This is a genomic window from Ruegeria sp. C12, from assembly GCF_056537745.1.
Genome location: NZ_JBQFSA010000004.1, coordinates 71,603 through 86,415 on the forward strand (window position 1 = coordinate 71,603; position 14,813 = coordinate 86,415).

Annotated in this window: 13 protein-coding genes; 3 read left to right on the top strand and 10 right to left on the bottom strand. The window is 53.3% G+C overall.

From position 1 onward, the window contains the following. Positions 1 to 128: 128 nt before the first annotated feature. On the bottom strand, positions 129 to 599 hold the full coding sequence (locus ACR0C9_RS09535) for a MarR family winged helix-turn-helix transcriptional regulator (protein ID WP_480567723.1): 471 nt from the start codon (positions 597 to 599) through the stop codon (positions 129 to 131). A 103-nt stretch (positions 600 to 702) separates the two neighbouring features. On the opposite strand from ACR0C9_RS09535, the gene ACR0C9_RS09540 reads away from it, so the two are divergent. Further along, positions 703 to 1,071: an antibiotic biosynthesis monooxygenase family protein gene (locus ACR0C9_RS09540; RefSeq protein ID WP_480780890.1), complete on the top strand. Its 369-nt coding sequence runs from the start codon at positions 703 to 705 to the stop codon at positions 1,069 to 1,071. Between the two features lie 37 nt (positions 1,072 to 1,108). Then, positions 1,109 to 1,552 carry a hypothetical protein gene (locus ACR0C9_RS09545; RefSeq protein WP_170657276.1) on the top strand — a complete coding sequence of 148 codons (444 nt, stop codon included), beginning with the start codon at positions 1,109 to 1,111 and terminating at the stop codon, positions 1,550 to 1,552. An 850-nt stretch (positions 1,553 to 2,402) separates the two neighbouring features. On the opposite strand, the gene ACR0C9_RS09550 is transcribed toward ACR0C9_RS09545, so the two are convergent. The 3 genes from ACR0C9_RS09550 to ACR0C9_RS09560 form a co-directional block, all read right to left on the bottom strand. Then, positions 2,403 to 3,701, bottom strand: a complete 1,299-nt coding sequence (locus ACR0C9_RS09550; RefSeq protein WP_170531559.1) for a dicarboxylate/amino acid:cation symporter — start codon at positions 3,699 to 3,701, stop codon at positions 2,403 to 2,405. 152 nt (positions 3,702 to 3,853) lie between these two features. Continuing rightward, a complete protein-coding gene (gene cuyB / locus ACR0C9_RS09555; protein WP_480473290.1) occupies positions 3,854 to 5,287 on the bottom strand; it encodes a cysteate racemase in 1,434 nt (477 codons plus the stop codon). Next, the gene (locus ACR0C9_RS09560) at positions 5,284 to 6,681 is read right to left on the bottom strand and encodes an aspartate ammonia-lyase (protein ID WP_170531563.1); all 1,398 of its coding nucleotides are present in this window, start codon (positions 6,679 to 6,681) and stop codon (positions 5,284 to 5,286) included. Before ACR0C9_RS09560 ends, cuyB begins: the two co-directional genes overlap by 4 nt. A 184-nt stretch (positions 6,682 to 6,865) precedes the next feature. On the opposite strand from ACR0C9_RS09560, the gene ACR0C9_RS09565 reads away from it, so the two are divergent. Next, complete coding sequence (locus tag ACR0C9_RS09565) at positions 6,866 to 7,762, top strand: LysR family transcriptional regulator (RefSeq protein ID WP_480780891.1); 897 nt, start codon at positions 6,866 to 6,868, stop codon at positions 7,760 to 7,762. Between the two features lie 8 nt (positions 7,763 to 7,770). Here ACR0C9_RS09565 and ACR0C9_RS09570 read toward each other — a convergent pair whose 3' ends face one another. The 6 genes from ACR0C9_RS09570 to ACR0C9_RS09595 all read right to left on the bottom strand — a co-directional run bounded on the left by ACR0C9_RS09570 (position 7,771) and on the right by ACR0C9_RS09595 (position 14,648). Then, on the bottom strand, positions 7,771 to 8,697 hold the full coding sequence (locus ACR0C9_RS09570) for a LysR substrate-binding domain-containing protein (RefSeq protein WP_480473292.1): 927 nt from the start codon (positions 8,695 to 8,697) through the stop codon (positions 7,771 to 7,773). Positions 8,698 to 9,216: 519 nt separating this feature from the next. Next, positions 9,217 to 9,567: a hypothetical protein gene (locus tag ACR0C9_RS09575; RefSeq protein WP_480780892.1), complete on the bottom strand. Its 351-nt coding sequence runs from the start codon at positions 9,565 to 9,567 to the stop codon at positions 9,217 to 9,219. A gap of 146 nt (positions 9,568 to 9,713) precedes the next feature. After that, positions 9,714 to 11,528 carry a TniQ family protein gene (locus tag ACR0C9_RS09580; protein WP_480780893.1) on the bottom strand — a complete coding sequence of 605 codons (1,815 nt, stop codon included), beginning with the start codon at positions 11,526 to 11,528 and terminating at the stop codon, positions 9,714 to 9,716. Beyond that, positions 11,525 to 12,517, bottom strand: coding sequence for an ATP-binding protein (locus ACR0C9_RS09585; RefSeq protein WP_480780894.1), 993 nt, complete (start codon positions 12,515 to 12,517; stop codon positions 11,525 to 11,527). Before ACR0C9_RS09585 ends, ACR0C9_RS09580 begins: the two co-directional genes overlap by 4 nt. Continuing rightward, complete coding sequence (locus tag ACR0C9_RS09590; RefSeq protein ID WP_480780895.1) at positions 12,510 to 12,953, bottom strand: hypothetical protein; 444 nt, start codon at positions 12,951 to 12,953, stop codon at positions 12,510 to 12,512. The genes ACR0C9_RS09585 and ACR0C9_RS09590 overlap by 8 nt, the downstream gene beginning before the upstream one ends. Positions 12,954 to 13,040: 87 nt before the next feature. After that, positions 13,041 to 14,648 carry a transposase family protein gene (locus ACR0C9_RS09595; protein ID WP_480780896.1) on the bottom strand — a complete coding sequence of 536 codons (1,608 nt, stop codon included), beginning with the start codon at positions 14,646 to 14,648 and terminating at the stop codon, positions 13,041 to 13,043. Between the last annotated feature and the right edge of the window lie 165 nt (positions 14,649 to 14,813).

The window sequence follows — 14,813 nt, forward strand, 5'->3', positions numbered from 1 at the left end:
TTGTCAAAATGCTCCAGCAAATCAATGCGCTTGATAACGAGCATTGATAGCGCATGCAGATACCAACTGCGATGAGCCAGTCTCAATTGATGCTGCGATCTGTATTTGCATCAGCTTTGGGTCGGACTCTATTCTTGTCGTATTGAAGCTTCTTCGAGCCGTGTTTTGAGACGACCAATAACATTTTGCGCAGTGGCAATCTCATCTGGCGAAAGGCCCTCCGACAGTTCATTCACCCATGGGATTTGCCTCGCAATCGCGGCTTCGTACAACTCCTGCCCCTTTCGAGTCATGACAACCAAGTGCGCCCGCTTGTGGTGTGGGTTCGGCTGAAACTCCACCATGCCTTCTTTGCTCAATTCATTGATGATCCGTTGTACGCCTTGCCGGTGAACACCCATCGTCCGTGCATGCCAGGCAACGGATTCCGGTCGATCAGAATAGGCGATGGCGCCAAGGATCTGCCATCGAGCACTTGTCAGACCGAGTTCTGATACAAGGCGATCACCGGCAAGCTGCAATCGACCGTTCAGCCGAAACACATCCAGTATCAAGGCTGTCACGGCTTCTCCTTCTTCGGTCCTTCGCGCATCCGGCATGTCGATTCCTCATTTTATTTGACAACGTGTTGTCATTGTGTTTGATACTTCCTAAATATGACAACATGACACCAAGTTGAAGCTACTTTCAAGGAGCACCGAAATGGTAAGTTTCAAACCCCTCGACCCGGAGTTTCCAATTGAACGGCAATTGGACATCGACGCTGGACCCGTCGTTCTCGTCAATCTCTTCACAGTCGATCCCGTTGACCAAGTCGCCTTGGTAGAAGCTTGGAAGTGCGATGCCCAATGGATGAAGAAGCAACCGGGTTACATCAGCACCCAACTGCACAAAGTCGTTGGCGACGGCAGCATGTACCTGAACTACGCGGTCTGGGAGTCTGTTGCGGACTTCCGCGCGGCGTTTTCAAACCCCGAGTTTCAGCAGCAGCTCAGCCATTATCCCTCAAGCGCTGTGACCGCCCCCCATCTGTTTGAGAAGGTTGCGGTGCCGAATTGCTGCACGGCCTGACGAAATCCTTTCCAAAAGGCAATTTTAGAGAACCACTATGAAAACAAAGATTCACGCCATCGCGGGCGGCATCGGCTTTGTGATGATCCTCCTCTTCTGGACATCAACGGTCACCAGCGAACTCTTTGCGAGCCATGAAACAGTGGCAACCGTCAAGGCATTGATCCTGAAAGGCATGTTCATCCTCATCCCGGCAATGGCGATTGCTGGCGGATCGGGCATGGCAATGGGCCGGAAACGCAAGGATGCGCTTACGAAGGCCAAGAAAACCCGAATGCCTGTCATTGCGTTGAACGGCTTGCTGATCCTCGTACCGGCCGCTTGGTTTCTGGCTGGCAAAGCCGCTGCTGGCGAGTTTGACAGCACCTTTTACACAGTTCAGGTGATTGAGTTGATCGCTGGCGCAGCCAACCTCGCGATGATGGGATTGAACATTCGCGATGGTTTAAGGATGACCGGCAAAATTAAGCGCCTACACTGAAAGCTCGATTCTAATCCAAGTGCTAGCGAAATTGCCGACATTCGAGCGAAGGCGACGAATTGGTGCATTGTTGTGCCAAGAGGACATCAAGATACACCCAACACAATGTCGGCCTACTGGTCGCTTAGAACAACCAAAGCTTGAAAGTGCTAATCTCAACAAACCGCGAACATCCTTGTAGCGGTTTTATGTGAAGCGATCTCTGGTTGAGTGATGACCGTTCAGTGGAACAAGTACGAAAGGCTGCCTCGCGGGACAAACCGGACTTGTGCACACGCGGTTTTTGCTGACGCAGCGATTGTTCGCACATGCGGCAGTATGATTGCCGCTGCGCAGCGGTGGGTCGTCAAACCGGTCATTAACCGGCTTGCTCTTGGCGCGATCCGGGACCATGCTTTCGCCGCTGGCCTATTCGACAACTCACAGGCGGGACATTGCCGCCGTTGTCCTTTCAGATGTTCGCTGACGCGACATCCATTCGCAAGTGCAGCGCGCTCATCGCTGCGTTGAAGCCGAAGTCATCAAACCGGTCATTCAGCGTAATTGCGATACCCAAATTTCAACCGTTTTCGCTGCTGCCACGTCAAACAACCTAGACAAGCAACGGAGCCGCCTTTCGCTTATATGGCGATTGTCGACGCAGAAATTTCACGCGGCTGCGGCACGCTATTATTGCAACGCAGCGTGCATCGCTGATCCAGCCATCCCTGGGTGTGGTTTGTCTGACTAGGTAGACTAGTCATACTTTTTCAATCCAAGCTTTTGAAATCGAAAATGTTATTAAACGGCAAATCAAAAACGAAAAGCAGCCACCCCTATCGGGGTGACTGAAGTCGGGGAGATTTACGATCTATGCTTTAGAAAGATCAGGTGCCGCCAAAACATGCGGCGTATTGTATGCTTCGAGGTCCAATTGATCTTCGGACTTGGCGATCAGAACGGTGCACGCCGCGTCCCCCGTGACGTTGAGCGATGTCCGCGCCATGTCGAGAATACGGTCGATACCCGCAACGATTGCAACGCCTTCCAGCGGCAGCCCAACCGATGTCAGAACCAGCGACAGCATGACAAGACCAGCGCCGGGAACGCCGGCGGTTCCGATCGAGGCAAGCGTCGATGTCAGGATGATGGTGATGTATTCGGACATGCCCAAGTCAACGCCGAACGCCTGCGCGACAAAGAGTGCAGCAACACCTTGATACATCGCCGTGCCGTCCATGTTGATGGTCGCACCAAGAGGAAGCGTGAAGCTGGCTACGGAACGATTTACACCCAGATTTTTCTGTACAGCTGTCATGGTGACCGGAAGCGTTCCCGAGGAAGACGTGCTGGTAAAGGCCACGATCTGAGGTTCAACGATGCCCTGGAAGAACCGCACCGGGTTCAGACGGCCAAGGAATGTAACCAGACCACCATAGACGAACAATGCGTGTAGGATGCAGCCAATGTAAAGTGCCGCAATGATCGTACCCAACGGAAGAAGAAGATCCAGACCGTAAGTGCCTGCAACCCAAGCCATCAGGGCGAAAACACCGTAGGGTGCGAACGATATGACGATTTCCGTCAGTTTGAGGATGACCGAATTCAGGGCTTCAAAGAAATCCCGGATCGGTTTTCCCGCGTCCCCAACAAGGTTGATAGACAGGCCGAACATGATGGCGAAGAAAATGATCTGCAGCACTTTACCGTCAGCCGCTGCCGCAATTGGGTTTTTGGGCACGATCGCGATAAGCTGATCAATGAATGGTGGTGCAGTTTTTGCTTCCATCGCAGCGGCGGCGCCTAGGTCGATGCCTACACCAGGCTGGAAAAGTGTCCCAAGAAGAAGCCCGATGGCAATCGCGAACGCAGTTGTGCAGAGATAGAAGACGACCGATTTAAGGCCGATCCGGCCCATACGCGCCATGTCGCTGACCGAGGTCATACCGCAAACCAGCGATACAAAGATCAGCGGTACGATCAGCATTTTGATCAGCGAAAGGAACAATGTCCCGATGTACTTGATCGTTGTTGCAAATTGTTCGTTGCCGGTTGTGTTCAAAATGACACCGACGATGACCCCAAGAACAAGGGCGATAACGATTTGCTTCCACAGAAGCAGGTTTCTCCAGGGCGCGAGAAACCCTGTTTTTTGATTTGCGGTTTCCATGATTACCTCCCTTTCCACTGGGCAGTCGGTATGTCGAACTGCGAGCAATCATGTATTCTTTAACAGCCTAGTGATCGGCCTTACGCCCCAAATGGAGAAACGGCGTTGCAAGTTTTGCAACGCCGTTTCTAAACAGTCAAAAGCACTTGAATTTACGTACTCGCTAACTGCACGCATTTGCGGGCGAGCACATCTGTCGGATCGACTGGTAATGCGGCCAATCTCGGGTCACTGGCATCGATAATCAAAGGAAGCTCTGTGCATCCCAGAATGATTGCTTCTGCCCCATTTTCGACCAGATGCCCGAATGCCTGCGCTATCTGCTCGACACAAAGCCCGTCAGTGTATCCGGCTTTCACCCCCTGCGGCCCATAGATGGAGTCCATGACCAAAGCCTGATGGGTTTCGTCCGGCAAAATCGACTGCAGGCCAGCGTTTGAGAGCGCTTGCTGATACAGGCCGCTATGGATGGTTCCGTTTGTTGCCAGGATGCCCACACGTCGACTTTCTGGCGATTGTTCGGTGATGTAGTCCGCTGTGGTGGAAAGAATGCTGACAATCGGAATATCCAGGTGACGCTGAATGCGATCCACATAAGCATGGGCAGTGTTGCACGGGATGGCGATCATATCAGCGCCGCCCCGTTCCAGCTTTTTGCAGGTGGAATAGAGAGCCACTGTGGGATCTGTGCCATTGCTGACCAGGTTCTCGGTACGATCAGGGATTTGCGGATTTTGTTCGACCAGAACTTTGATGTGATCCTGATCTCGCGACGCTTCGGTCGCCCCCACAAGCTTACCCATAAAATCTACGGTTGCAGCTGGCCCGACGCCGCCAACGATTCCCACTTTGAACTTGTGGTGCCGGTCGACCTTGGTCGCGTCCAATGCGTGCCGTGCATACGCAGCAGCCGTGTCGACAGCGGCCATTCCTTCAGGGATCGTGAGTTGATCCAACAGCAGCGGCAACTCCGTCATGCCTGGAACAAAAACTTCCGCCCCTTGCTTTGACAGACCGTTAAGGGCCTGATCGATCGGAGATATAATCTCAGGCCCCCTGTTTCCTGACTTGAAGCCGCCCACACCATAGATCGCCTTCATCACACTCATTTCCAGTTCAGTAGACGGGTAAATGACCGAAACGAGGTCGCCAAACAGCGCTTCGAATAGCCCGCTCTTTCGGACGAAAGGCGTTGTCAGCACTCCAATCCTTGATGGCGCAGACGGTAGTCCATCAATGGCGTCTTTGATGGCGTCGGTCATGCTGATCAGCTTGATTTCAAGCTCATCCTCCAGTTCCTGCAAAAAGCAATGGGTGATAAAGCACGGCAGCAGAGCTGCGTGACACCCCTCCCGCTCCATTTTTGCCAGAGTATCAAACACATACAGCTTCCGATGCGTGGGGCTATAGGCGCTTTCCATTGGCGCAACAGGCTCGCGCATTGGCTTCTGTTCGAATATTAGCTCCCGATGGTCACCCTCCGATTTTACCGGGGTCGATTCCACGATCCGATAAAGCAAATCAGCCCCCGACAGCGCACCAAGCCCACCGACGATACCAAGGCGTAGAGTTCCGGTTTGTTTCATTCGACAATACTCGCTTCGCCAAAGTTCAGATGCGACAGCGCGATCGCAGCCTGTTCGCTAGGCAGCACTGGCTCAGCTGCTGCTTGCAGGCTCAGACCGTTCGCCTGAGCATGTTTTGCAAGTTTTGTTGCCGCCTCATATCCAATGATCGGCGCCAGTGCGGTGACATGTACAAGGCTGTTTTCAAGCAGGGCCTGGCAACGCTCTTCATCTGCAACGATGCCATCCACGCATCGGGCTGAAAGGACGTTCATTGCGCTCGTTAAAGATCCCATCGTTTCCAGAACCTTGTGGATGATGACGGGCTCCATGGCGTTCAGCTGAAACTGTCCTGCCTCAGCGGCCATTGTAACAGTGAGATCGTTCCCGATCGCCTGATAGCAGACCTGATTTACCACTTCCGGGATCACGGGGTTCACTTTTCCGGGCATGATCGACGACCCGGCCTGCACCGCCGGTAGAATAATCTCCCCAATTCCGGCACGCGGGCCTGACGACATCAGGCGCAGGTCGTTGCAGACCTTGGACAGTTTGATGCTGACTCTCTTGAGTGTGCCTGAGAACATGACAAATGCTCCAAGGTCAGAGGACGCTTCAATAAGATCTGCGGCGAGTGACAGGGGCTCACCCGAAATATCCCGCAGATGGGCGACGGCTGTTTCACCAAATTTAACTGGCGCGTTAATACGCGTTCCAATCGCTGTACCGCCCAAGTTTACTTCGGTCAGCAGGCGCGACAAGTCGCTTAAGCGATCCACATCTTCGTTTATTGTTGTCGCAAATCCCCGGAATTCGGCCCCTAGAGACATTGGAACAGCATCTTGCAGCTGGGTCCGTCCGACCTTCATGATGTGGTCAAACTCCTCAGCTTTTGCCATCAAAGATTTACTCAGAGAGTGCATCGCTTCAATGAGCGGGCTGATCCGGGCCAGAACTGCCAACCGGATCGCAGTCGGGTAGACGTCATTTGTGGACTGAGAGCGGTTTACATCATCGTTTGGATGAAGGTGGCGGTATTCACCAAATTGCAGCCCTAATTTCTGTAGGGCAAGATTCGCAATAACTTCGTTGGCATTCATATTAGTGGATGTGCCTGCGCCTCCTTGCATAACGTCGACAACGAAGTGTTCGTGATGCTGACTCTCCAGGATTTCATCACAAACCGCGACGATGGCATCAGCTTTTTGGTGGGCAAGCTCTCCAAGCTGCTTGTTGGCAAGCGCGCAGGCCTTTTTGACCGCCGCCAGCCCTGTGATCAGTTCGGGATAATGACTGATCGCAACCCCCGTGATCGGGAAGTTCTCCAATGCGCGCTGGGTCTGACACCCCCATGCAGCAGCCTGTGGAATACTGATTGCACCCAGACTGTCCGTTTCGGTTCGAGTTGTGGTCATCCAACGGCCTTTCGCTTGAAATCTTATGTGGCCGAAAAAGAGCGGTCACATCCCCGATGTGGATTGGGGTTGCTTCGCAAGCTAAGATTTCGACTGTTGCAGCGCCAACGCTATTGGCGCATCATCATTGCAAAACTTGCAACAGCATATGGTCTTATGACGATGCCACCAGAAAGAACCTGACATGGAGATTGATTGGCTTGAAGATTTTCTGGCCCTTGCGACCGCCGGTGTCTTTGCAAGGGCGGCTGATGCCCGCAACATCAGTCAATCCGCCTTCACCCGGCGCATCAAGAACCTAGAGCACTGGGCTGGTACCCCATTGTTTGACAGAAGCGTTCACCCGGTAGAACTCACCGCTGCGGGCAAGGCGTTCCGACAGACCGCAATTGATACGGTAAGTGCACTGAACCTCACAAAGGACGACATCCGCAGCCTGTCGCGCCGCGAAGCCGATACCCTGGACTTTGTGGCACTGCATACACTGGCGATCTCATTCTTTCCGGCTTGGCTGGGCCAGATGACAGACTACCTTGGCCCTGTAAAAACACGGCTGGTTGCCGAGAATTTTTCCGGTTGCGCCGAGGCTATTCTCAATGGCAGCGCAGACTTCATGCTGTGCTATTCACATCCTTCTGTGCCGACAATATCGGATGAAGCCCGATACCCTTCAACGACAATTGCCAAGGATAAAATTATCGCTGTCAGCGCTGTGAATTCCAGAAACGAACCTGTGTTCAGCCTGGATGAACCGGGCGAAGTACCTTACCTGTCTTATCCGCCCGACACTTTCCTAGGGCGCATATCACAAGTCTGCCTGAAGCGTGGCAACCTACAGGATACCCTGTCCCCGACCTATGAAAACTCTGTTGCTGAGGCGCTCAAATCGGCGTGTTTTGAAGGGCATGGCGTTACGTTTCTCCCAGAAGTATCTGTGAAACGCGAACTGGCTGCAGGCAAACTAACGAAGGTGAGCAAGCCAGGTTTCGAAGTTGAGATATACGTCAAACTCTATCGTTCAATCGAACGATCCAGACCGCAACTGGAACGGTTCTGGAGGCTCAGCCAAAAGCAACAGTAGCTCCGATCTCATAGCGCTGCTTCTGCGATTTCAAAATCGACACTTGAGTTTTTGGCCAATGTCCAAAAGCGCTCGACAGCAGGGCGGCTTGTTTGCATGTTACGAAAGAGCTTGATCGGCATCTGATGCTCTGCATCGGGATGGCTGATCCGCACAAGAGTTCCATCGTCAAGCTGGGGTTTGATGGCCATCTCGGGAAGCCAGGCAACGCCTAGCCCCTCAAGGCATGCCGCCTTTTGCGCCTCGGCAACCGAGTTTTCGCTTTGCGTGTCCAGCCTGTCAGCCAAATCGGCCCGTTCAATCACGTCTCGGCTTAGACGACCGAGAAAACTCTCCGAGGGGTAGGACAAAAAGGGTAGACGACCCTTCTGGTCAAAGTGAAATAGCGCTGTGCCGTCTGTATCGGCGCGGGAGACAGCAACCAGACAATCATCAGAGACCGTGATGGATGGGTACCACGAATTTTCGGTCAGTACCGCCATTGAGGGGTGGTCATAGCTTAGCATGAAGTCAACGTTGCCAGCCGTCAGTGTCTCAACACAATCTGAAAAATTATCCACGACGAAATTGGTCCTGACCGGGCCGATGGATTTGGATATTCTCCTGATCCAAGAAGGAACAAATGATATAGAGATCGTGTGCAGAACCGAAAACTTCAGCACTTCTCCGGCAACGCCTGAAAGCTGAGTCAGCTCTGCTCGAGCCTGTTGCAACGCGCTGAGTGTTTGACACGCCGTCGAACGAAACGACTCTCCTGCTGATGTCAGTACGACCGGGTGAACACTGCGGTCAAAAAGCGGAGCGCCAACCCAGTGTTCCAGATTTTTGATACGTCTTGTGAATGCAGATTGGCTGACTCTGCGGCTATGGGCGGCCTTTGCGAAAACACCCGCCGTGGCTAGGGCGAGAAAATCTTCCAGCCAATCAATTTCCATAGGTCTGCTCCATAGATCACAAGTAATTGTAACCGTTGGCAAGGGAAGGATGAGTTGCAAACATTGCAATCGTGTTGCGAAGAACACCGAATGCGTTTTGGCGTCCTTCCGTTTGGACCCTGACCAAAGACGTGTATTGCGCAAAGGCCGGTACCAATTGAGCTAAGAATTCCACTTTGCCACACGCCAACGGCAGCGGTGCTCTCCGTATTGCAGCACCGAGCTATTAGCTTTTTTGGAAAAAACCACAGTGCGCCCACTCACAGCAGATTTTGAACACTTCGGCTAAATGGCAGCGTTTCCCGTCGCCTTGCAGCAGTGCCACACTCGCGCTTGCGGCAATTTTCTCGCTGCGAGCGCTGGCAGCGAAATTCAAAGGCTTCTGCTGTGGGCTCCTTCGAGCCATTCGCCGCGTCCCGCCTAAATGTCAGGTTTTGAGTTCTCGGAGGGAAGGCCTTAGATAAAGGCCATTGGACATTGCTGAACGGGTGTTACGTGAACCACCTTCTAGTTACATCGTCACCCATCTGGGTCCTCATCGCTCCAGTGTCCAATTTCGTAAACACCCTGCTTTTTCAAGCGACGTATGAACGCTAGGTAGTTAACTACGCGGTCGATCTCATCCAATTCTCCAGTGGCAAAGGCGACCGCAATCATCTTGAATTGGGCCTCAATATCTTCCGCAATTTTTTCGTCTCGTCGAGCCAGACCCTTTCCAGTCCTCAAAGAAACAGTAGTTGTTTCGTCTTCGCTCCACATCTCATCGAGATAGGCCTTTAGATTAAGCTCGGGACTATTCGCGCCCAGCTTGCCTACGGCCTCCCATATTGGTTGAAGCCGTTCAGTAAGACTTCTTCGACTACTAGTCATGTTTCTTCACCTCGCAGTACAGCAGTTCAACGTAGTTGCCCCAATCGATAGACCGTCACTAAAACTGATGAGCATGAGCGGCGGAACATCAACTTAGCTCCGCCACCAGCTTTTATTGACTAAAGCAGTCAGTTTAGATTGACGTTTTACCCCCCCCCAATCGTCAGTTCTCGAACCACGTCCCGTGTCTCGTTCGGGTACGCACGAACGAACCCAGCCTCGCAGGAAATTGTCTCAACTCCTCTTCGGTCCAGCGCCGGAGCCAAATGGATCGCGGCGATCTCAAACTGCTCTGCCATTTGGCCCAGCGTTACGTAGGATTTTTCAAACGTTTGAATACTCTCTTCAGTGATGTAGCAACGGTAGTGCTGCGTGTCCGGGTTTCGCAGCTTTACCTGCTTAAGGTATCCACAATCCCGCAAGAGCCGGATTGACCCGATACTAATTCTCAAGCGCGCCGCCGCATCCAGAAGCGACAGATCGCCAGAAAACACGCGCTCCGATTTTTCCAAGATCTCAGCGCAGTCTATAAGAATTCCAGCCAACCCCTCTACGTCCGGATCTCTCCAAACGCCGGTCAGTCGGCCTGCTGCCCAATCGGCGACAACGCGAGCCAGGGCCACCCTGCTCTGTCGGCTGTACTCCGAGAGGGGCAACCTATGACGTGTCCGAGAGGCAATGCGCAGGCCTTCAAGCCTAGTCAGCAAGGTCTGTACCGAGGACGATGGAACATAGCGCAGAGACGTTCCAAAACGATAGGCTTCCAGAACATTGTGCCGGATCAGTGCCTTAACATGGACCGGATGGATATTCAGCTGGACCGCGGTGGATTTGGTATTCTGCAACCCAGACCAGAAGTCGAGCACGGCAGCCAGATCCTCATGGCTGACATCTTTCATGTATGACAGATCGCTCGCATTTATACCGCGAAGATGAGCGAGAATGCCTCGCACCCGAACCTCGCCGACCCCATGTAGCTCCCGCGCGCGTTCAAGCGTGGTGAGTTTGGGTGCTGTGATTTCCGTACCCAGAACTTTCGCACCGGTCTGCAGCGGATAATTCTCCCGAACGAAATCCTGCACGCAAGACCTGAGCACTGCTGTCGCCGGGTCCTTTTCAGTTTCTTTCAGCCAGGTATAGAATTCGCCCATATCTGTTGTGAAATAAGACCGTTTAGAGGAAGACTGGCGCCTGGCACGCTCCAACTCAGATTTCAGGGCTTCCGGCCCACTCTTCAGAACCTCGAAACCAGTCGACATGCAAGTACGCTCCTGTTCGAAGTCCAAATCCGAACGGCCGACGCCGCGGTCCATAGCAATCGCCATACCTAATGTCAGAGCGGACTGATGAAGATGCGTCAGCTCCAGCGAATCCAACCAGTCACCGGCGACCCCAAACTCAATACGGCGGCTCAGGTAGGTTTCAAACGAGGATCGCCCAAGCGTTGTTGCGTCTTGAGCGGCTTCAAAGATCAGATCCTGGTGACGCGTCACTTGCTCAACCACGTCGTAGGTGAGATGCGCATGCGACGCGTTGGGAAGCTGGAGCAACGGTACGCCATGCTTGGCACAGGTCCCGATCGGCAGCACCAACCACTCAAGAAGTTGAAACGCATTCTCAGGACCCGACCCATTTATGGCATCCACAATACACTTCGGACAGACTCGGGTGGTAGCCCGGCGGAACGAACCCGAGGTGGCAAAGGAATGCCCGACGCGGTACCGACAGGGGCCAACCAATCTGGCCGCCGCCAACTCCAACGCTTCAAGTGGCACCCCAGCCAGTTGTGACAGCCGCTCCAGCTGATCCGGATGGGCTGAACAGATATGGGGCCATCTCAAACCCAGATCTGAACAGAACTCCCTTGTAACACTAAGATTGCGACGTGACAGCCGGGCGACATAGGAAGCAGGCGTCTCCATGTGATGATGAGGCAGAGTGAGAGCGAGTTGTCGTTTCATTGCAACCCTCCGTCCAACGAGGGGTCGCCGTGATCCAACCAGCCCATGATGGTCCTAACATCTATGCTAATGTAGTCTTGGGCAAGGAATGGGTTGAAAGCAGGTATACAACCCGACTTGCGCCGGAATGCTTCTGCAAAATGTCCAAGTCGGAGCTGGGTTTCTCCGTCGTAGAGCGCCTCTTCTATCCCACTCAGACACATTTCGATGATCATTCCAAACTCATTGCCGCCTGCGTGAACCAGCCACTTGAGAAACTCTCTCTGTTGAAGTTCGTTGGAATGTGTCAGACCAGACTTCTCAACGAACTCAGTAAAGATCTCTGTGACCTCGGGTTCGTGGGATATCCAGCTCACTGCACCCAGGTACACAACATCTATGCGCCTTTTAAGCTGAACATCAGAATTGATCATCTCGATCAGATCGGGCGTGCCAGACAGAACAAGACCAACCGGCCAGTCCTTATCGTTCATAAGCGATTTTAGGGTGTTCACCACATCATTGCGGGTTTTGACGCCTTTGCTGATGTAAAGGTCCTGAGCCTCGTCCAGATGCACAAACAGGGTCCTTCGCAGTTGGAGAAACTGACGCACCTGCGTCCAGATGATCCCAACCGATTTGTCCCGAGCGAGCGGATATCCCAAACCGGACAGGATCGTCATGCCAACATTCTTTAGCGTCGCTGGTGACGGCACCAGTAGCCGGATCACTTCCGCCACATCCTGTCCCTCCGTTGGCAGGATCAGGTCCGTATGATTGTCAAACAAGCGGTCTGCGAGAGTGGATTTCCCACTGCCGGACGCCCCGATCAGAGCAAGACCACGCGCCTCGCTGCGACTACCCATTCGGATAGCCGCTCGTCTTCGGCGCAGATGACGATCAAAAACCAGTTTGAGATCGTGGAACACCTGATGCGAAACGAACATGTTTCTAAGACGTGCAATCTGTACGTCGATCTCATCAGATGGGTCGCCAGGGAGATCAGTCATCTTCAATCCTCCATTTCGAAACTCTCGGACGATCCTCATCAGGGTTTTGCTCCCGGACAGCACTATCGTCGGAGACTTCGTCGTCCTCGTCTGATAGCGAGATGACATGCCCGAATAGATCTGGCTCCGGCGGAAGGTCAAAGTCTTCAGGATCATCCGTTTCGATGCTTAAACCTAGGAACAGATCTTCCCTGGCCCGTCTAAGCCCTGCCGGTGTCTGACGCTTCAGGACAGCCCCGAACCTGCGTTCTTCATCGGAGGTCTTTTGGATGATGGCATGCAATGCGTCAGGGACAGTCTTCTCCTGAAGCACGGCCTCAGCCTTGTATTTAAGCCGCAGCTGACGCGCAGTCGCTTCCCACTGTTCATATGACACGGCGTCAAAGCACTTCTGCAGAGCGCGCGCCGCATACCACTTTTTCCCGATCTGAATCATGATCCAACCGAGATCGTTCAGGTCAACTTTTATTTGAACGTGACGGCGACGATCGTGCACATAGAACTCACGAAGTGCCTGGCAGGTTTAGTCGATGCCAAACAGCCTCACTCCTTTGCCAAAAACACGCCTGCGATACCTCACTCCAAAGGCTTTGCGTCGGGTGGTTTCAGCGAGCTGGGGGACAATACCCATTTTCTCGGCGAGGCGTTTCCAGCAGTTATTGGAGGTTTCGCCGTTCAGCCCACGGTGCGGCATGTTGTGATACACGTCCACAACGAACCTGATGAGGATTTCCATCAGCGCGTCATCTGAAAGAGAAGCCATCTCTTCCGAAGGGTAATCTCCTCGCTCTTTAGGATCGGAAAATGTGCGACCGGCGAGGAGAGGCATCAGAGCCGTCCCAAAGGTTCGAAAGATACGCTCCACGCGCCCGCGCAAACGCGGTAGCCCGCCGCGAGGCGTCTCAACAACCCCATGTGCATCAAAGACCGCACTTCGAAACGCGTCGTCCACAAAAGCAACGCCAAGATCGGTCACCAGGGAACTCACCCCGCCGTAGTGATGCCAGGTCGATTTGCAGCCAGCCGCTATCGCAAGGTCCGATTTGTCGCGTGTGATGTCAGACAAAAGAGCCATGGCGTCTTGGCAATTCGGCTTTTCCGCCAGTCTCATACCCACCACACATCGCGTGGCACAGTCGATCGCGAGATAGAGCCAACGACGCCCACGGTTCAGCTTGGCGAGCTCTTCAGGACTCAAATGATCCAGCGCGCCCCTTTCAGCAAGTATCGTGATTAGATCAACGCACCATTCATCTATCTCAACACGCTCCATTGGATAGCTTGCTGTTACACCTTCCTCATAGAGCGCGAACTTGCGATTGGCGTAGTCCACGCCGTGCCTTTGGACGCATGTGAAATACGGATCAAGCTCGGAAAGTGCGCGCTCAACTTTGCGCCGCGAAGGAATTGTGAGTTCCGGCTTGCCCTCCACCACTCGTTGCTTGTTCACAGTTTTGAACCGGTCCCGGCACACGTCCGCGACGTTCTTCTTGGTTAGTCTTTTCCGGGTCAAATAGGCTTCGAGGCATTCGCCCAGCAATCTCGAAGCCTCGAGGCAGAACCGCGCAGTTCGGTTGCCGGATCTATGTGTGCCCGGGATCAAGCCAAGCGGAGAGCCGCCTGCTTTCTCGTATCGTTTCACCCATTCTCTTAAGGTTCTTGGACTGGGTGGGTCCCGATAAACGTTCTTCTTTCCGGCCCTCGGATTCCGCCAATTGCTTTGGGCAGCCCGTGCCTGTTTGTTCACATGGGCCTCGATGGAAGGAATGACACTCTGAAGTGAGAAATCGGTCCTCTTCGCCTCATCGACACGCTCGAACTGGTAAAACCCGTCGACCCAGGAGAAGCGCCAGACTACTTCGGATCTCACGTCATCTGGCAAGCTTGCTATTGCTTCAACACCCGCACTCATTCGCAAGTCCTGGCGTTCAGGTAGGTAATATCCGGGATCAAAGGTCACATCGGGCCTTTGAAGAAGGTCGGCAAATTCGTCGAATGTGAGAGACAGGTTCCGGCCAGTCTCATCAAAATCTTCGAAGTAGTAACCAAAGTCAGTTTTCCGGTCTAATTTGTACTTCCGGCCGTCTACCGTCAGAAGGCCAAAGACACTCACTCTGAAAGGCAGGTTCATTTTACACCCCCCTTCGAAAGCAAAGTGTCGAGATCAATCAGGTGCTTTCTGTCGGCCGTGAGTATGTCTTCAAAGATCCCAATCACAATGCTCCTGAACCCTGCGCCACCGAGCCCCAACAACTGGCACATCTCGTTGATCAGCAGGAACAGGCGCCTTCGGCGT

Coding starts and splice junctions, on each gene's coding strand:
- ACR0C9_RS09540 (WP_480780890.1), top strand. CDS start 703: ATGGTAAGTTTCAAACCCCTCGACCCGGAGTTTCCAATTGAACGGCAA.
- ACR0C9_RS09570 (WP_480473292.1), bottom strand. CDS start 8,697: ATGGAAATTGATTGGCTGGAAGATTTTCTCGCCCTAGCCACGGCGGGT.
- ACR0C9_RS09550 (WP_170531559.1), bottom strand. CDS start 3,701: ATGGAAACCGCAAATCAAAAAACAGGGTTTCTCGCGCCCTGGAGAAAC.
- ACR0C9_RS09595 (WP_480780896.1), bottom strand. CDS start 14,648: ATGAACCTGCCTTTCAGAGTGAGTGTCTTTGGCCTTCTGACGGTAGAC.
- ACR0C9_RS09590 (WP_480780895.1), bottom strand. CDS start 12,953: ATGATTCAGATCGGGAAAAAGTGGTATGCGGCGCGCGCTCTGCAGAAG.
- ACR0C9_RS09565 (WP_480780891.1), top strand. CDS start 6,866: ATGGAGATTGATTGGCTTGAAGATTTTCTGGCCCTTGCGACCGCCGGT.
- ACR0C9_RS09575 (WP_480780892.1), bottom strand. CDS start 9,567: ATGACTAGTAGTCGAAGAAGTCTTACTGAACGGCTTCAACCAATATGG.
- ACR0C9_RS09545 (WP_170657276.1), top strand. CDS start 1,109: ATGAAAACAAAGATTCACGCCATCGCGGGCGGCATCGGCTTTGTGATG.
- ACR0C9_RS09560 (WP_170531563.1), bottom strand. CDS start 6,681: ATGACCACAACTCGAACCGAAACGGACAGTCTGGGTGCAATCAGTATT.
- ACR0C9_RS09535 (WP_480567723.1), bottom strand. CDS start 599: ATGCCGGATGCGCGAAGGACCGAAGAAGGAGAAGCCGTGACAGCCTTG.
- ACR0C9_RS09585 (WP_480780894.1), bottom strand. CDS start 12,517: ATGACTGATCTCCCTGGCGACCCATCTGATGAGATCGACGTACAGATT.
- ACR0C9_RS09580 (WP_480780893.1), bottom strand. CDS start 11,528: ATGAAACGACAACTCGCTCTCACTCTGCCTCATCATCACATGGAGACG.
- cuyB (WP_480473290.1), bottom strand. CDS start 5,287: ATGAAACAAACCGGAACTCTACGCCTTGGTATCGTCGGTGGGCTTGGT.